The sequence below is a fragment of the Kitasatospora sp. NPDC048540 genome (assembly GCF_040651175.1).
Classification (GTDB): Bacteria; Actinomycetota; Actinomycetes; order Streptomycetales; family Streptomycetaceae; genus Kitasatospora.
Map to the genome: position 1 here is coordinate 52,860 of NZ_JBEZIR010000040.1, position 14,753 is coordinate 67,612.

The following is a 14,753-nucleotide window of genomic DNA, read 5'->3' on the forward strand; positions in this document are numbered from 1 at the left end:
GTTCGTCATCATCGTGCTGCGCTCCTCGGTGGTGCGGTTCTCGCTGGTGCGGTTCTCGGTGGTGCCGGACGGGAGTGGTGCGGCGGGCCGCAGCGGGGTCACCCGGACGCGGCCGGGGACGGCGACCAGCAGGGAGTGGTCGGGAACCTCCCTCCAGGCCCCTTCGCCGTCCGGTTCGGAGGCGACGAGCACGCTGTCGGGGGCCGTCCGGTACCAGAGCGTGTCGCCGTGGCGGGTGGCGGTGATCGTGCGGCCGTCGGTGAGCAGGAGGTTGAGCCGGGCGTCGGGGCGGGCGGCCGCGGTCTGCCGTACCACGGCTGCCAGTGCCGCGGCGGCCGCTTCGCCGCGGCGCAGCCGGTGGCAGAGGACCGCCCACAGCAGGGCGGAGTCACTGCGTGCCTCCAGCGCGAGCAGGTCCGCGGGGCCGAGCCCGCACTCCGCTCCCAGTGCGGCCGGCAGCCTGGTCCAGTCGGGGACGGCCCCGTTGTGGCTGAACAGCCACGGCCCGTCGCGGAAGGGGGCGGCGGCCGCTTCGTCGTGGGCGGTTCCCTCGGTGGCCGAGCGGACGGCGGCCAGGAGCGCCCGGGTGCGGACGGTGCGGGCGAGGTCGGGCAGGTTGGGGTCGGCCCAGATCGGGACCGCGCGCCGGTAGCGGGCCGGTGGCTCGTCCGGGTCCGGCGGGTACCAGCCGAGGCCGAACCCGTCCGCGTTCACGGTGCCGTGCCGCTGCCGCCGGGGCGCCCAGGACTGTGCGTACAGGCCGTGCGGCGGGCCGAGCAGCAGGGCGGCGGCGCCGGTCTCCGGTCCGAGGTAGGCGAGATGGCGGCACATCAGCGTGCCTCGCCGGGGGTGACGTCGCGGGCGGTGCGGAAACCGCTGAAGATCTGCCGGCGGATCGGGTGGTCCCAGTTGCGGAAGGTGCCCCGGCAGGCGACCGGGTCCACGCCGAACGAACCGCCGCGCAGCACCTTGTAGTCCGGGCCGAAGAACACCTCGGAGTACTCCGGGTAGGGGAAGGCGGTGAAGCCCGGGTAGGGCAGGAAGTCGCTGCTGGTCCACTCCCAGACGTCGCCGATCAGCTGCCGTGCGCCGGACGGCGCGGCGCCCGCCGGGTAGCTGCCGACCGGGGCGGGCTGCAGGTGGCGTTGGCCGAGGTTGGCGTGGTCCGGGGCCGGGTCGGCGTCGCCCCAGGGGTGGCGGCGGGAACGGCCGGTGGCCGGGTCGTGGCGGGCGGCCTTCTCCCACTCGGCCTCGGTCGGCAGTCGCCGGCCGGCCCAGTGGGCGTAGGCCTCGGCCTCGTACCAGCACACGTGCAGGACCGGCTCCGACGGTGGCACCGGTTCGGTGAGGCCGAAGCGGCGGCGCAGCCAGGCCCGCCCGTCCCGCTGCCAGAAGAGCGGTGCTTCCAGGCCGGCCCGCTGTCGGTGCGCCCAGCCCTGCGGGCTCCACCGGCGTGGGTCGGCGTAGCCGCCGTCCTCGATGAACTCCTGGTAGTCGGCGTTGCTCACCGGGACGGTGTCCAGCCAGAACGGTGCCAGGTCCACGGTGTGGGCGGGCCGTTCGTTGTCCAGTGCCCACGGATCGGTGTCGGTGCCCATGGTGAACGGGCCGCCGGGCACCAGCACCTCGCGCGGCAGGGCGGTCGCGTCGGGGCCGGCGGGCGGTGGCGGCGGGGCGTCCAGGACGGCGGGCCCGGAGCGCAGCTGGTGGGTGGCCAGCATGGTCTCGGCGTGCTGCTGCTCGTGCTGGGCGACCATCCCGAACACGAATCCCCTTGCGAGCAGCGGGTCCTGCCCGTCGGCCGAACGGCCGTCCTCCGTATCGAACACCGCGGCGTCCAGGACCTCCAGGGCCCGCTCGCGGACCTGGCGGAGGTACCGGCGGGCAGCGTCCGGCGGCAGCAGCGGGAGCGCGGGACGCGCGGCCCGCGGATGCCGGAAGGCGTCGTAGAGCCGGTCGAGGTCGGGGCGCAGCGCGGGGAGTCGGCCTGCCTCGCGGACCAGCCAGATCTCCTCCTGGTTCCCGACGTGGGCCAGGTCCCAGACCAGCGGTGACATCAACGGGGAGTGCTGGCGCAGCAGTTCGTCCTCGTCCAGGCAGTCCGTCAGGGCGAGTGTCCGCTGCCGGGAGGAGGCCAGGGCGGTGGTGGCGTCGCCGGGGGTGGGGTGGGCGTTCACTGGTCCGGTCCTTCCAGGAGGTCGTCGGCGGGACATCGGCCCTGCTCGGTGTAGCGGTCGGCGTACGCGGTGAGGGCGCCGCGCAGCCGGCCGTCGGGGTCGGCGCCGGAATCGGCGAGCGCGGCGACGGCGGCGGTGAAGCAGAGCCGGGCGGCCTTGCCGATCTCGGGGTCGGCGGGGCCGAGCCGGGCGGCCCGCAGCCACGTCCCGTCGTCGGGCCGGTCGGCGCCGCCCGGGCAGAGCGGCGCGGTGGCCTGCCAGGCGGCCTCGGCCGCCGCCGGATCGTCGAGCAGCGTGGCCGCCAGGACGGCCGGGACGATCCAGCCGTCGCCGGCCTGGGCGTCGACCATCCGCAGCTCCAGCCAGCCGCGCGCGCGGACCGGCGGGAACAGCGTGGTCAGGTGGTAGTCCAGGTCGTCCAGGGTGGGTGGCCGCTCGGCCGCCCCACCGCGCAGCCAGGAGCGGAAGGTGAGGCCGGTCGGCGCCGCCCAGGTGGCGGGCGCGGTACGGCGCAGGCACAACAGCGGGGCGTCCAGGGCGTAGCGGGCCCAGGAACCGCGCGGATCCGGTCCCGGCCCGGGCGGCCGGGTACGGGCGGGGTCCGCGTTCGCCCAGACCTGCTGCCGGGTGGACCGCCAGCCGGTGGGACTGCCGTGCCACAGCGGGGAGTTGGCGAACGCGGCGACCAGGACCGGGCCGATCCGGTGCGCCAGTGTCCACCGCCGGCGGTAGCCGGTGATGCCGTCCGTGTCGTCGCCGCTGTCGAGGTTGATCTGGACGGAGGCGGTGGCCCGCATCATCATCCGGCCCCACGGGCCCCGTGCGCCGAAGTGCTGCTCCATCGCCCGGTAGCGCGGGTGGTCCAGCAGCCGCGCCGGGTCCCGGTGCGGGTCGAGCCCGCGGCCGGTGAGTTCCAGCCCGGTGCGGGAGAACGCGTCCCGCAGCGCCTCCAGGTCCGCGGCGGTGGACCGTACGCAGTCGGCGAGGGCGGTGGCGGTCCCGGTGCTGAGCTCGATCTGACCGCCCGGCTCCAGGGTCAGCCCGGACCGGTACGGCAGTCCGCCGGCGGACTCCACGGCCGCGAGAGCGGCGTCGAGCCGGGCGGTCGGGACCGGACGGGTGCGGTCGGCGCGGTCGTGCACCAGCCACTCCAGTTCGATGCCGACGCGGCCGGGCGGGCCGGTCTTGAAGCAGATACCGCGGAGGTACTCCTCGGCCTGGGTCTCCGTCAGGAGCGTGTCCATGGTGGGCCTCTCGTTCGGGGGGCGGTGTGGGTGCGGGCGCGGGCGGGCAGCCGGCCCGATGGGCCACCGCGTGGCGGGCCATCGCGTGGCGGGGACGGTGAACGGGGGAGCGCGGGGGAGTGCGGTAAGTGCCGCGTGTACGAGGCGACGAACCGGGCGGATCCGAGCGCCCTCCCCCGGAGCTCCTGCAAGGTCGCGAGCGGGGGCGTGTCCTTCCCGAACGACGCGGGAACGGCCACGGGGAGCGCGTACAGGGTCAGTTGGTACCGGTGGGTCTCCCCGTGCGGGGGACAGGGCCCGTCGTAGGTGGCCTCGCCCAGGTCGTTGAGCGCCTCCCGTGCGCCGGGGACGAGGTGGTGCGCAGTCAGTGCGGTGGTCCGGACCGGAATCCCGAGCTGCAGCCAGTGGATCCGCTGATCGTTCAAGTCGACCATGGACAGGGCGAGTTCGGCGGTCCCGGGCGGGGGATCCGCGATTCCGAGGCCGGGGGAGTAGTCGCCCGGGTCGTCGCAGGTCATCTGCGCGACGAATGCGCCCGACGCGTCGAAGCCCTGCCCCCGCGTGAGAGCCAGCACGGGCGGCGCTCCGCCCGGCCCGGCCGGAGGGGCCGACGGGCCGGACGCCGTACCCGAGCCGGGTGGCCGCCGCGCCTGCGGCGCCGACTTCGACGGTGCGGCACACGCGGCCGACGTCAGCAGGGCCGCGACGACGGCGACGGCCCCGAGGTGGCGAGCGTTCATGGCCACACCCTAGGCACGGGAACGGCGCGCAACCGGGTCCGGACGTCTTACGGACTGCTAACCCCACCCCGCCCGCAGCACGGCGAGGACGTCCGACGTCTTACGGGTCTGTGACCGGTGCCCGGCCATCCTGGTGGGCGCCGTCGCGCTGCGGTAGATCTGGCACCGTACGTGCAACGCCGACCGACCGCAGGAGCCAACGATGTCCGACGCCCCTCGCCCGCCCGGCCGGGTCCTTCGCCCCGCGCTGGCAGCGGTGACCGCCATGGTCCTGCTCGGTGCCGGCTTCGGCCTGTACCTCTTCGCACCGTGGAAGGCCTTCACCGACACCACCGTGAACGAGGCGCTTCCCGCCGCACCGGCCGCTGCTCCCGCCGCCTCGGCCCCCGCACCCACCGCCACTGCCGCGGCGGCCCCCGCGCAGCCCGTCGACCTCGCCCGTGGCAGCTTCCGGTCCGGTGAGCACACCACCACGGGCACAGCGCGTATCGTCCGCCTCCCCGACGGCACCGCAGTGCTGCGCCTGGAGGACCTCGACACCTCGGAGGGCCCCGACGTCCGGGTCTACCTCTCTACCCTGCCGGCCGAGCAGTCCCACCTGAGCAGCCTCGGCGACGGGCCGATCGAGCTCGACCGCCTCAAGGGCAACCACGGGAACCAGAACTACGCCATCCCGCCCGGGACCGACCTCGCCGCCGTCCACAGCGCGGTCATCTGGTGCAAGCGCTTCTCGGTGGGCTTCGGAGCGGCCGACCTCACCGCGCTCTGAGGCGCGCCGGCGGCTTCGCCGGGGCCCCACCGGGCCCCGGCCGCCGACCGTCGGCCCGGCAGGGCGGTGGCGGAAGCCGACCCCGGCAGGCTGCGCGGTGAGCGGGATCGTAGGCTGCCGCCATGGACAACGCCCCGATCACCAAGCCCGACGATGCCTTCGCGATGCTGCTGGCGGGTAACCGCCGGTTCGTCGAAGGCACGCCCGAGCACCCGAACCAGGACGCCGCCCGGCGTACCGAGACCGCCCCGGGCCAGAGCCCGTTCGCGGTGCTGTTCGGCTGCTCCGACTCCCGGCTGGCCGCGGAGATCATCTTCGACCGCGGCCTGGGCGACCTGTTCGTGGTCCGGACCGCCGGACACGTGGTGGGATCCGAGGTGCTCGGCAGCATCGAGTACGGCGTGGGCGTGCTCGGCGCCCCCCTGGTGATCGTGCTGGGCCATGACTCCTGCGGCGCCGTCGCCGCGACCCGCGCCGCCGTCCAGGACGGCACCACCGCCGACGGGTACGTCCGGGACGTGATCGAGCGCGTGACACCGAGCGTGCTGGCCTCCCGCGCCGCCGGACACACCGAGGACGCCGACTTCATCGCCGAGCACATACGGCACACCGTCGACCTGCTGCTCGACCGCTCCCGCGCGCTCGCCGACGCCGTCGAGGCCGGCCGCACCGCCGTCGTCGGCCTGTCCTACCGGCTGGTCGACGGCAGCGCCCACGTGGTCGCGGCCCGCGGCCTGGACACGGCGGACCTGCCGGTCTGAGCCGCGGCGACCACCGCGGGCCCCGCTCGAAACCCCGCCACGACCGGTGCTGCACCGTGGCCGCCGGGTGGGCCCGGCCCAGCTGGGCCCACCCGGATGAGGGGCCGCAGCCGGTCCGGGCCGTCGGCAGCCATCGCTGCCCGCGGGCGGGCAGCCGGCGAGGCCAGGCCACGTGCGCAGTCCTACCGTGACCCACGGAACGCTGCGGCCGGTTCGTGCCGCCAGCTCAGCCAGGGTCGCCCACCCGCCCGACGCTCGCTCAACCACACCGAGATGTCCGTCGGTGCCCACCCGCTCCGCGGCCGCCGCGTCGTGCAGCGCCTCCGGGCCCGGCGGCAGGCTCCCGAGTTCTCCCCGGTCAAGCGGTCGTGTTTCCTCTCGGCCCATTTCCGTTTGACCTTGGAGGTGGGCCGGTTGGTGCCGCGTGCGGGCATGCCTGTGATCGGCTGGCGCGCCCGGCAGCCGCTGTGGATGAGGGCGTAGGTCAGAAGCGGCGGCGGTACTCGGCGGGGATGGTGCCCCGGGTCACCTCCCAGGCCCGCTCGCAGGCCACCAGCTGCCGGGCGACGTCCCGTAGCCGAACCCGGGAGCTCTACGTACAGGTGGCCGCGGCGCGCGCCCGGGGGTGCAGGTGGCCCCGCACTCCGGCGACGGGGTGCGGGGCCGGTGCGGGGTGCCGGTTGTCAGCAGTGGGGCACGCCGGGTACGGCGTGGAACGCTCCGGCGCCGTCGACGAACGGTGCGAAGGTCCAGGACGACCCGACGCCGGTGGTCCGGCCGCCCTGGTTCACGTACGTGGTGTGGTACCAGACGTTGCCGGCGGTGCCGACGTAGTCACCAGCCACCCAGCAGTCCGCCCAGGCGAAGTCGCCGTTCGAAAGGAGCGTGCTGGTCGGGTAGTTCTGGGTGGCGTCGCCGAAGACACGCGCGTGGTAGCTGGTGTTCAGCCGGATCCACTGCGGGGCCGAGCCGTGGTTGTTCGGGTTGGGGTCGGCGGACGCCTGCGACGTCACGCCGAGGGCGGCTGCCCCGGTCAGGGCGAGCGTGGCGAGCACCTTGATCGTACGGTTCATGACGGTGGTCCCCCCAGGTTCTTCCGGTCCTCCGTATGGGACCGGTCGGGATGAGCAAACCGCAGCGCGGCCGGGCCCTCCAAGGAGCAAACCGGCCAGGGTCCCGTTGCCGCGGTCCGACCCGGGCGGGCCGCGGGGAGTAACTGCTCCGGGCGTTGCTGCCGGAGGGCGACGCCCGGAGCGGTCCGCGCACGCGCCGTGGGCCTGCCGGGTGCGCATCAGAGGTGAGGGCAGGTCAGGGCGCGGCGTGCGGGCCATGGGCCGGACCCGGGGAGCCCGCGCCCTCGGCCGAGAACACGCGCTCGCCGTCGAGGAGGTCCTCGTCTCGTGCGCACAGCCGGATGGCTGCGGCCGGCTTGATCTCTCCTGCCGCGAAGGAAGGTGCGGGTGAGGTCGATCGAGGGCGGTCTCGTTCAGGGGCGCTGTCCGGCCGAATACCGCTTCAGGCGGCTTGCGTGACAGCGTAGTTACTCGGGTCGAACCTGTGAGGGCTCGCGACGCGTCCGCGCACACCGGGGCTCCGCGGCGGGCCGGGTCAGCTGGCCGGGTGGGAGGCCGCCCAGCCGTGTTCGAGCAGTGCGAAGGCCTCGTCGGCGGCGCGGCTCGGTTCGGCGTGCCGCAGGATCAGGCCGCGGGTCTCAAGGGCGAAGCGGGCCAGGGCGGCGCAGCCGAGGTCGCCCTCGGGGGCGCCGGCGGCTTCGGCGATGGCCCGTGCCAGGGCCGCTTCGTGGCGCGTCCACATGCGGTGGGCGTAGTCGCGCAGGGCGGGGGTCTCCTGCACCATGCGCGTGAAGTCGGCGAACCGCGGGTCCGTGGCGTGGACGGCGAACCGGGTCTGGTTCAGCAGGATGTGCTCGCGCAGGGCCTGTGGGATCGATGTGCCGGGGGTGCGGTCGCGGACGGCTGAAACGAGCGCCGCCTCCAGGTCGTCGTCCTGGTCGAAGACCAGGGCTTCCTTGCCGGAGAAGTGTTTGAACAAGGTGGTCACCGAGACGTCGGCCGCGTCGGCGATGTCCTTGACGCCGACCTGGTCGTAGCCGCGGTCGAGGAAGAGCTCGAGTGCGGCGTCGGCCAGGGACTGGCGGGTCTGGGCCTTCTTGCGCTCGCGGCGCCCGGTCGGTTCGGTCACTCGCACACCGTACCCCAAGATGAATCGACTGAAAAAGTTGAGTCGTTGCACTTATTGAGTGAGTGTGCTTTCTTGGTGGGGCCGGACCTCCCGGCGGCTCACCCCCTCCCGAGGGACACTCCTATGAACCCTTCCCGTGGTCCCCGCATCGCGATTGTCGGCGCCGGCCTCGGCGGCCTCACCTGCGCCCGCGTCCTGCAGCAACACGGCCGCTCCGTCGCCGTCTTCGAACGCGAGGCCTCCGCCGACGCCCGCCCGCAGGGCGGCACCCTCGACCTGCACGCCGACACCGGTCAGGCCGCCCTGCGAGCGGCGGGGCTCCTCGACCGCTTCCACGCCCTCTCCCGCCCCGAGGGAGAGGAGTGGCGCGTGCTCGACTTCACCGACGCCGCCGTCCTGGCGCAGCAGGGGCCGTCCGCCACCGGCGGCCGGCCGGAGATCGACCGGGGCCAACTGCGCGGCCTGCTGCTGGACTCGATCACCGAGGGCACGGTGAGCTGGGACCGCGCCGTCAGCAGGGTCGTCCCGCTGCCGGACGGCACCTGCCGGATGCTCCTCGATGACGGCACCGCCGAGGACTTCGACCTGGTGGTCGGCGCCGACGGCGCCTGGTCGCGGGTCCGCCCGGCCCTGTCGCACGCCGCACCCCGCTACACCGGCGTCACCTTCGTCGAGACCGGGTTCGACCACTGCGACACCCGGCATCCCGACCTCGCGCGGCTGGTCGGCAACGGATCGATGCTGGCGAAGGGCGCCGGCCGGTCCCTGGTCGCCCAGCGCAACAGCAACGGCCACATCCGCGCCTACATCGCGTTCCGCGCCCCGGAGGACTGGCACCTGGCCGCCGGTATCGACCTCGGCGACCGGTCGGCCGTACGGACGCACCTGCTGGCGATGTTCGACGGCTGGGACGAGAGCCTGCGCGACCTCCTGCGCAACAGCGACAGCGGGTTCATCAACCGGTCCCTGTTCGTCCTGCCCACCCCGCACACCTGGGCGCACGTCCCCGGCGTCACGCTGCTCGGCGACGCCGCGCACCTGATGCCCCCGGCCGGACAGGGCGCCAATCTCGCCATGCTCGACGGCGCCGACCTCGCCCACGCCCTCGTCACCGAACCCAGCGTCGACGACGCCCTCCGCGCCTACGAGAGCATCATGCTGCCGCGCTCGATCGAGGCCGCGACTGGCAGCGCGCAGGGACTCGACCGCCTCGTTCCCGCAGCGACCTCCTGAGCCGACTCCACCGCCCCGGCCGCGCGGCCCTTTGCGCCACCGCCCGCTGGCGTCCGGCGATCACGAGGCCACCGTCAGCACGATCTTGCCTTGGATGTGGCCCTGCGCGGCTCGCGTGTGTGCGCTGCCCGCCTCGGGCAACGGGTAGGTGCTGTCGACCCCGACCTGCAGCTTGCCCTCGTCGAACAAGCGCCCGATCTCGGCGAGTTGGGGGCCGTTGGACCGCACCTGAATGGTCGAGACCGTGATGCCCAGCTTCGCCGTCTCTTCCGGGTCGTACTGGGCGAAGAACACCGGAAGCATGGTGCCGCCGCGCTTGAGCACAGCCAGGAAGCGTGAGCTGTCCGGGCCGCCGACGGCGTCGATGACCAGGTCGACACCGCTGACCACGTCCGCAGCCTGCGTCCTGGTGTAGTCGATGAACTCATCGGCGCCCAGCTTGCGCAGGAACTGCTCGTGCCGCCCGGAGGCCACCGCGACAACGTGCGCCCCCTTCCACTTCGCCAGCTGAACCGCGAAGTGACCCACTCCACCGGCGGCCCCGTTGACCAGCACGGTCATCCCGGGCGTGATCGGCACCGGCCGGTGCACCTGACCGGTGAAGACGGACGGCACGTCATGGCCGAGATCAACCAGGTACTGCCAGGCCGTGAGCACGGCCATCGGCGCCCCGGCCGCCTGTACATGGTCGATGGCGGCCGGCTTGTGAGCCAGGTCCGAAGCCGGCGCGGCCACGTACTCGGCGTACGTCCGGCCGTCGAATCCGGGGAACCTCAGCATGCCGAAGACCTCGTCGCCGACGGCGAACCCCGGCACGTCCGGAGCGACCGCCTCGACCACTCCCGACATGTCCGTTCCCGGGATCAGAGGGAATTCCAGGGCCGGCCTCATCGCGGCCGGCATGACCTTCATCCCCTCACGCAGATACCAGTCCGGCGGGTTGATGCCCGCCGCGTGCACCCGGACGAGCACTTCGCCCGGGCCGATCCCGGGAACCGGCACCTCGTCGTACCGCAGAACCTCCGGGCCGCCCGCTTCGTGGAACTGGATCGCCTTCATCGCGTCTGTCTCTTTCTCGGGGAAACGTTGCTCCTTCAGTCAAGGCCCAGGACGGCACGGCCGTCCAAGACCGGTTCGGCAACCTGATCATTCCGAAACGGCATGACACGTACGCTGGAAGCGTGAACGATCTCGGACAGGACCTGGAACTGCGGCTGGTGCGCTACTTCACCGTGGTGGCGGAGCACCAGCACTTCGGCCGGGCCGCCGCCGACCTGCACGTGGCCCAGCCTGCGCTGAGTCGCCAGATCCAACGCCTCGAGAAGTATCTCGGTGCACGACTGCTGGACCGCGTACCCCAGGGCACCCGGCTCACTCCGGCCGGCCAGAGGTTCCTCCCCCGGGCCCATGCCCTGCTGCAGGCCGCCCGCCAGGCCGAGCTGACCGTGCGTGAGGAAGCCGGGGTCGAACGAATCGTCATCGGCTACGTCGAGGACCTTGTGATCACTGCCGTCGTACGGGAACTGCGCCGCCGTCACCCGGACGCCGAGATCACCACCCGGTACCTGAGCTGCCGCGAGGTCGGGGCGCTGTCCGACCGGCGCGTCGACGCCCTGTTCGCGCGGGCACCGCTGCCGCTCGCCGCCGGCGACGTCCTCACCACCCCGCTGTACGAAGAGCCCCGGATGCTCGTGGTCCCGCGCGGCCACCCCCTGGCCGACCGCCCGTCGGTGACCGCGGAAGAACTGGCCGGCGAGGAGGCGGCGCCGTGCGCGTTCGAGACCGCCGACTGGACCTCCTACCGGATCCTCGGGGCCGGCGTGCCACCGATCGAGAGCTACGAGGACAAGCTCGAACTCGTCGCGAGCGGCAGGGCGATCGCCGTGCTGCCGGTCGGAGATCGGCGCAGCGCACTGCGCCCCGACCTCGTCACCGTCCCGATCGAGGGCGCTCCTTCCAGCCAGGTCGTCCTGGTCAGCCGCAAGGGTGACCCGAATCCGATGATCAGGAACCTCCGGCTGGTGGCCGGGACCGCGCTGACCGCCCCGGCAGCCTGACCGGTCTCCCCTTCTCCCACCGCACGGCGACGCTGTCCGCAGAGTGGCCCGCCCGGTCGAAGAAGCAGGCCCGCGCCGCCCGGGGCGATGCGGAACCGGATCCCGTGGCCGGGGTGCCGAGCTGACCGACAGGCGGATGCGGCGAGGCGTCCACCGATCCGTGCAGGCCTGGGCTGTTCGGTTCGGGAGTTGTGCCGCGTCGGGAGGTTCGGCGTGTGGGGCCGGCGTCAGGGGTTCCCCGGTGGGCGCCCGGGTGGGGTTGGCGGATCGTCAGGGGCGGGCCGGGAGGTTGGCCTCCCATCCGTCGAGGAGTCGTTCGAGTCCCAGCTCGAACCCGCGCTCGGCGCTGTCGGCCGCGTGGGGAAGCTCGGCATCACGAATGACCCGGGCGAGGAGTGGATGCCGCCCGCTCTTGACGACGTTGTCGAGGTAGGGCGCATGGGCGTCCATCCACTGCTGGACACCGACTCCGGAGCGTCGCACGGCTTCCTGCTGGGCGAGTTCGCCGATGGCGTAGCCGCGGACGAAGGCCTGCACCGTGTTGACGATGGTGATCATGACGTCGATGTCGAAGCCGAGGGGATCGAGGGCGGCGAGCGCGTGCTCGATGGCGTCGAGGGAGTTCGGCCCGAGCGAGGGGCGCCCCGCCGCCAGGGAGGTCATCCAGGGGTGCCGGTGGAAGGCAGCCCGGGAACGATGGGCCATGCCCCGCAGGTCTGTGCGCCAGTCGCCGGTGAGGGCGGGCGGGCTGCCGTCCTCGGCCGCCACGGCGTCGAGCATGAGGTCGAGCAGGTCGTCCTTGGACGCCAGGTAGCGGTAGAGCGAGGCCGTGCCCGTGCCCAGTTCCTGGGCGACGCGCCGCATGGACAGCGCCTCGATGCCCTCGGCGTCGGCGATCGCGATGGCGGCACCGGTGATCTCCGCCCGCGTGCGTGACGGCGCGGGACCTTTCGCGGCCCGCTCCGGCCGGTTCCAGATCACTGTGTGAACGTCGTCCATCGGCTCTCCTCCTCGCTACTGCGTCCACTGTTCGCAGTAATGCTATCGTGGCGCGGTACTGCGAACGCTGTATCTAGGTAGAGCGGTGTCCAAGCGAAAGGGAAACACCATGACCACTCCCGTCACGATCATCGGCGCCGGGCTCGGCGGCCTGACCCTCGCACGCGTCCTGCACCTGCACGGCATCCCCGCGACCATTTACGAAGCCGAGACATCGGCGGACGCCCGCACCCAGGGCGGTCAGCTCGACATCCACGAGTACAACGGGCAGCTCGCCCTCGAAGCGGCCGGCCTCACCGACGAGTTCCGCGCGATCATCCACGAAGGCGGCCAGGCCCTGCGCGTGCTCGACCAGCACGGCGCGGTACTGCTCGACCAGCCCGACGTCGGCACGGGCGGTCGCCCGGAAGTACTCCGCGGAGACCTGCGCCGGATCCTGATCGACTCGCTGCCCGACGGGATGATCAAGTGGGGGCACAAGCTCACCGGCGTCCGCCCCCTCGGAGACGGGAGGCACGAGCTGACCTTCGCCGACGGGCCGACCGTGACGACCGGCCTCCTCGTCGGCGCGGACGGCGCCTGGTCGAGGATCCGGCCGCTGCTCTCCGACGCGAAGCCCGAGTACGTCGGCACGTCGTTCATCGAGACCTACCTGTACGACGCCGACCGGAACCACCCCGCGGCGGCCAAGGCCGCCGGCGACGGTTCCCTGTTCGCCGTCACGGCAGGCAAGGGGATCCTCGGCCACCGAGAGGCCGGCGCCGTTCTTCACACCTACGTCGCCCTCAACAAGCCGCAGGACTGGATCGCCGCCATCCTCGCCGGGCCCGACACGGCGGCGGCCCAGGTCGCGGCGGAGTTCGCCGGATGGGCGCCCGAACTCACCGCACTCATCACTGACGGGGAGACGGCCCTCGCCCCGCGCCCGATCAGTGCCCTGCCGATCGCCCACCGGTGGGACCGCGTTCCCGGAGTGACGCTGCTGGGCGACGCCGCCCACCTCATGTCACCGTTTGCCGGGGAGGGCGCCAACCTCGCCATGTTCGACGGCGCCGAACTCGGCCAAGCCATCGCCGCACATCCCGACGACGTCGAGGCCGCCCTCGAGGAGTACGAGCGGGCCCTCTTTCCCCGCAGTGCCCGGTTCGCCGCGGAGTCCGACCGGAACCACCAGCTGATCTTCGGCGACAACGCCCCCGCCGGCCTGCTCGAGCTGCTCAGTGGCCAGGAGCCGACCGAGTGAGGGAGATCGCCTGAACAGAGAGGAACTTCGCCGCAGAGATCACCGGGCGGACCCTCGACGAGCGGGTCGCCCGGACCAGTAGCCGCGGCACAGGGGTGGTATGACGTCGGCGGAGCCTGCGCAACGGCCCGCCGGTCGGCATCGACGAGGCCGTGCGGACGTACGGGCCCAGCCTGGCCGGACGACGCCGGCTACGCCGTTCCGCACGCGGCCAGCGCGGTTCGCGCCAGCCCGCGCAGCCAGGCATGGGCCTGGTCGGTGTCGTAGCGCTGATGCCACGACAGGTACACGGGTGCCGAGGGTAGTTCGAGGGGGAGGGGGAGGGCGACCAGGCCGAGGTCGGCGACCGCGGACCGCGTGGTGGCCTCGGGGACGCTGGTCAGCAGATCGGAGCCGCGCGCGAACTCGAACGCGGCCGCTTCGGTGGGCGCGGTCGCCACCACGCGGCGGGTGAGGCCGAGCCGGGCGAGGGCGTCGTCGAGGGCGCTGCCGAAGTTTCCACGTCGCGAGACGGTGACGTGCTCGCCGGCGGCGTACCGCTGTGCGGTGACGGCCTCGACGCGGGTGAGGGGGTGCCCCTGCCGCACGACGACGACGAGGCGGGTCTCGCCCACGTTCTCGGCCCGGATGTCCGGTGCGCCCGGGCGGTTGGCGTTCGCCTCCAGGTCGACCTCGCCGCGCCGCAGCTCGGGCGTGTCGACGCTCGACTCCGCGACGAAGCGCAGCCGTACGCCCGGCGCCTGTTCGCGTACGGCTGCGAGCAGCGCGGGGCCGCTCAGGGCGACCAGGGAATCGTGCCAGCGGAGGGTGAACGTGCGTTCCAGCGTCGCCAGATCGAGTTCCCGGCTCGGAGCCAGTACTCCCTGAACTTGGTGCAGCAACTGGTGCACCTGTTCCCGGACCGCGATCGCATACGGCGTCGGGGTCATCGTGCGGCCGGTGCGCACCAGGATCTGGTCCCCGGTCGTACGCCGGATCCGGCCCAGACTCCGGCTCATCGCGGGGGCGGTGACGTGGAGGCGTGCGGCCGCCCCGGCCACGCTCCCCTCTTCCAGCAGCGCGTCGAGGGCGGCGAGCAGGTTCAGATCCAGTTGCATGGGAGTCATCCTAGCCGTGCTTGACATGCACTTGAAGGTAATGCCGGGGCTGGATACCTTCGATACCAGAGCACAGGACGCACCGCACAGCGCGGCCCGACCGGCCCCAACCACCCCTTCTCGCAAAGGAGTACCACCATGTCCGAATCGCTTCTCACCACTGACGTTGCCCTCTCCGACGCCGATCTGCTCGACCGCACCGCGGACGCGGTCCGCGCCGCCGGCGCGGCG

General features: G+C 73.1%; 13 protein-coding genes and 1 pseudogene. 5 read left to right on the top strand and 9 right to left on the bottom strand.

Going from position 1 to position 14,753, the window contains the following annotated elements; translation table 11 throughout:
• Positions 1 to 87: 87 nt before the first annotated feature.
• From egtC to AB0D08_RS18000, 4 genes and pseudogenes are all read right to left on the bottom strand, one after another.
• Positions 88 to 831: pseudogene (gene egtC / locus AB0D08_RS17985) on the bottom strand (ergothioneine biosynthesis protein EgtC); the annotation flags it as partial.
• Positions 831 to 2,177, bottom strand: a complete 1,347-nt coding sequence (gene egtB, locus AB0D08_RS17990; protein ID WP_359889821.1) for an ergothioneine biosynthesis protein EgtB — start codon at positions 2,175 to 2,177, stop codon at positions 831 to 833. The pseudogene egtC and the gene egtB, both read right to left, overlap by 1 nt.
• The gene (gene egtA / locus AB0D08_RS17995; protein ID WP_359889824.1) at positions 2,174 to 3,421 is read right to left on the bottom strand and encodes an ergothioneine biosynthesis glutamate--cysteine ligase EgtA; all 1,248 of its coding nucleotides are present in this window, start codon (positions 3,419 to 3,421) and stop codon (positions 2,174 to 2,176) included. Before egtA ends, egtB begins: the two co-directional genes overlap by 4 nt.
• A complete protein-coding gene (locus tag AB0D08_RS18000) occupies positions 3,406 to 4,161 on the bottom strand; it encodes a YbhB/YbcL family Raf kinase inhibitor-like protein (protein WP_359889827.1) in 756 nt (251 codons plus the stop codon). Before AB0D08_RS18000 ends, egtA begins: the two co-directional genes overlap by 16 nt.
• Before the next feature lie 202 nt (positions 4,162 to 4,363).
• Between AB0D08_RS18000 and AB0D08_RS18005 the strand changes: the two genes are divergently transcribed.
• Both AB0D08_RS18005 and AB0D08_RS18010 read left to right on the top strand, forming a co-directional pair.
• Entirely contained in the window at positions 4,364 to 4,930 is a 567-nt protein-coding gene (locus AB0D08_RS18005) for a DM13 domain-containing protein (RefSeq protein ID WP_033822101.1), read from the top strand.
• A gap of 122 nt (positions 4,931 to 5,052) precedes the next feature.
• Entirely contained in the window at positions 5,053 to 5,691 is a 639-nt protein-coding gene (locus AB0D08_RS18010) for a carbonic anhydrase (protein ID WP_033822102.1), read from the top strand.
• Positions 5,692 to 6,374: 683 nt separating this feature from the next.
• Here AB0D08_RS18010 and AB0D08_RS18015 read toward each other — a convergent pair.
• Together AB0D08_RS18015 and AB0D08_RS18020 are read right to left on the bottom strand one after the other, a co-directional pair.
• Positions 6,375 to 6,764: a hypothetical protein gene (locus AB0D08_RS18015; protein WP_033822103.1), complete on the bottom strand. Its 390-nt coding sequence runs from the start codon at positions 6,762 to 6,764 to the stop codon at positions 6,375 to 6,377.
• A gap of 535 nt (positions 6,765 to 7,299) precedes the next feature.
• Positions 7,300 to 7,893, bottom strand: a complete 594-nt coding sequence (locus tag AB0D08_RS18020) for a helix-turn-helix domain-containing protein (RefSeq protein WP_359889829.1) — start codon at positions 7,891 to 7,893, stop codon at positions 7,300 to 7,302.
• Positions 7,894 to 8,016: 123 nt separating this feature from the next.
• Between AB0D08_RS18020 and AB0D08_RS18025 the strand changes: the two genes are divergently transcribed.
• Positions 8,017 to 9,126 (top strand): NAD(P)/FAD-dependent oxidoreductase, encoded by a 1,110-nt coding sequence (locus tag AB0D08_RS18025; RefSeq protein WP_359889831.1) that lies wholly within the window; start codon positions 8,017 to 8,019, stop codon positions 9,124 to 9,126.
• A gap of 60 nt (positions 9,127 to 9,186) precedes the next feature.
• Here AB0D08_RS18025 and AB0D08_RS18030 read toward each other — a convergent pair whose 3' ends face one another.
• Complete coding sequence (locus AB0D08_RS18030) at positions 9,187 to 10,185, bottom strand: NADP-dependent oxidoreductase (RefSeq protein WP_359889834.1); 999 nt, start codon at positions 10,183 to 10,185, stop codon at positions 9,187 to 9,189.
• 122 nt (positions 10,186 to 10,307) lie between these two features.
• On the opposite strand from AB0D08_RS18030, the gene AB0D08_RS18035 reads away from it, so the two are divergent.
• Positions 10,308 to 11,183 carry a LysR family transcriptional regulator gene (locus tag AB0D08_RS18035; RefSeq protein WP_359889836.1) on the top strand — a complete coding sequence of 292 codons (876 nt, stop codon included), beginning with the start codon at positions 10,308 to 10,310 and terminating at the stop codon, positions 11,181 to 11,183.
• A gap of 270 nt (positions 11,184 to 11,453) precedes the next feature.
• Here AB0D08_RS18035 and AB0D08_RS18040 read toward each other — a convergent pair whose 3' ends face one another.
• Entirely contained in the window at positions 11,454 to 12,182 is a 729-nt protein-coding gene (locus AB0D08_RS18040; RefSeq protein WP_359889838.1) for a TetR/AcrR family transcriptional regulator, read from the bottom strand.
• A gap of 109 nt (positions 12,183 to 12,291) precedes the next feature.
• Between AB0D08_RS18040 and AB0D08_RS18045 the strand changes: the two genes are divergently transcribed.
• Positions 12,292 to 13,425 (top strand): NAD(P)/FAD-dependent oxidoreductase, encoded by a 1,134-nt coding sequence (locus tag AB0D08_RS18045; RefSeq protein WP_359889840.1) that lies wholly within the window; start codon positions 12,292 to 12,294, stop codon positions 13,423 to 13,425.
• 191 nt (positions 13,426 to 13,616) lie between these two features.
• Here the strand turns inward: AB0D08_RS18045 and AB0D08_RS18050 are convergent, their stop codons facing one another.
• Positions 13,617 to 14,522, bottom strand: coding sequence for a LysR family transcriptional regulator (locus AB0D08_RS18050; RefSeq protein ID WP_359889843.1), 906 nt, complete (start codon positions 14,520 to 14,522; stop codon positions 13,617 to 13,619).
• Between the last annotated feature and the right edge of the window lie 231 nt (positions 14,523 to 14,753).

What these genes read in the sequence shown, in the direction of transcription:
- egtA (WP_359889824.1), bottom strand. Translation starts at nt 3,421, where the DNA reads ATGGACACGCTCCTGACGGAGACCCAGGCCGAGGAGTACCTCCGCGGT.
- AB0D08_RS18030 (WP_359889834.1), bottom strand. Translation starts at nt 10,185, where the DNA reads ATGAAGGCGATCCAGTTCCACGAAGCGGGCGGCCCGGAGGTTCTGCGG.
- AB0D08_RS18010 (WP_033822102.1), top strand. Translation starts at nt 5,053, where the DNA reads ATGGACAACGCCCCGATCACCAAGCCCGACGATGCCTTCGCGATGCTG.
- AB0D08_RS18005 (WP_033822101.1), top strand. Translation starts at nt 4,364, where the DNA reads ATGTCCGACGCCCCTCGCCCGCCCGGCCGGGTCCTTCGCCCCGCGCTG.
- AB0D08_RS18050 (WP_359889843.1), bottom strand. Translation starts at nt 14,522, where the DNA reads ATGCAACTGGATCTGAACCTGCTCGCCGCCCTCGACGCGCTGCTGGAA.
- AB0D08_RS18040 (WP_359889838.1), bottom strand. Translation starts at nt 12,182, where the DNA reads ATGGACGACGTTCACACAGTGATCTGGAACCGGCCGGAGCGGGCCGCG.
- AB0D08_RS18000 (WP_359889827.1), bottom strand. Translation starts at nt 4,161, where the DNA reads ATGAACGCTCGCCACCTCGGGGCCGTCGCCGTCGTCGCGGCCCTGCTG.
- AB0D08_RS18045 (WP_359889840.1), top strand. Translation starts at nt 12,292, where the DNA reads ATGACCACTCCCGTCACGATCATCGGCGCCGGGCTCGGCGGCCTGACC.
- AB0D08_RS18025 (WP_359889831.1), top strand. Translation starts at nt 8,017, where the DNA reads ATGAACCCTTCCCGTGGTCCCCGCATCGCGATTGTCGGCGCCGGCCTC.
- AB0D08_RS18015 (WP_033822103.1), bottom strand. Translation starts at nt 6,764, where the DNA reads ATGAACCGTACGATCAAGGTGCTCGCCACGCTCGCCCTGACCGGGGCA.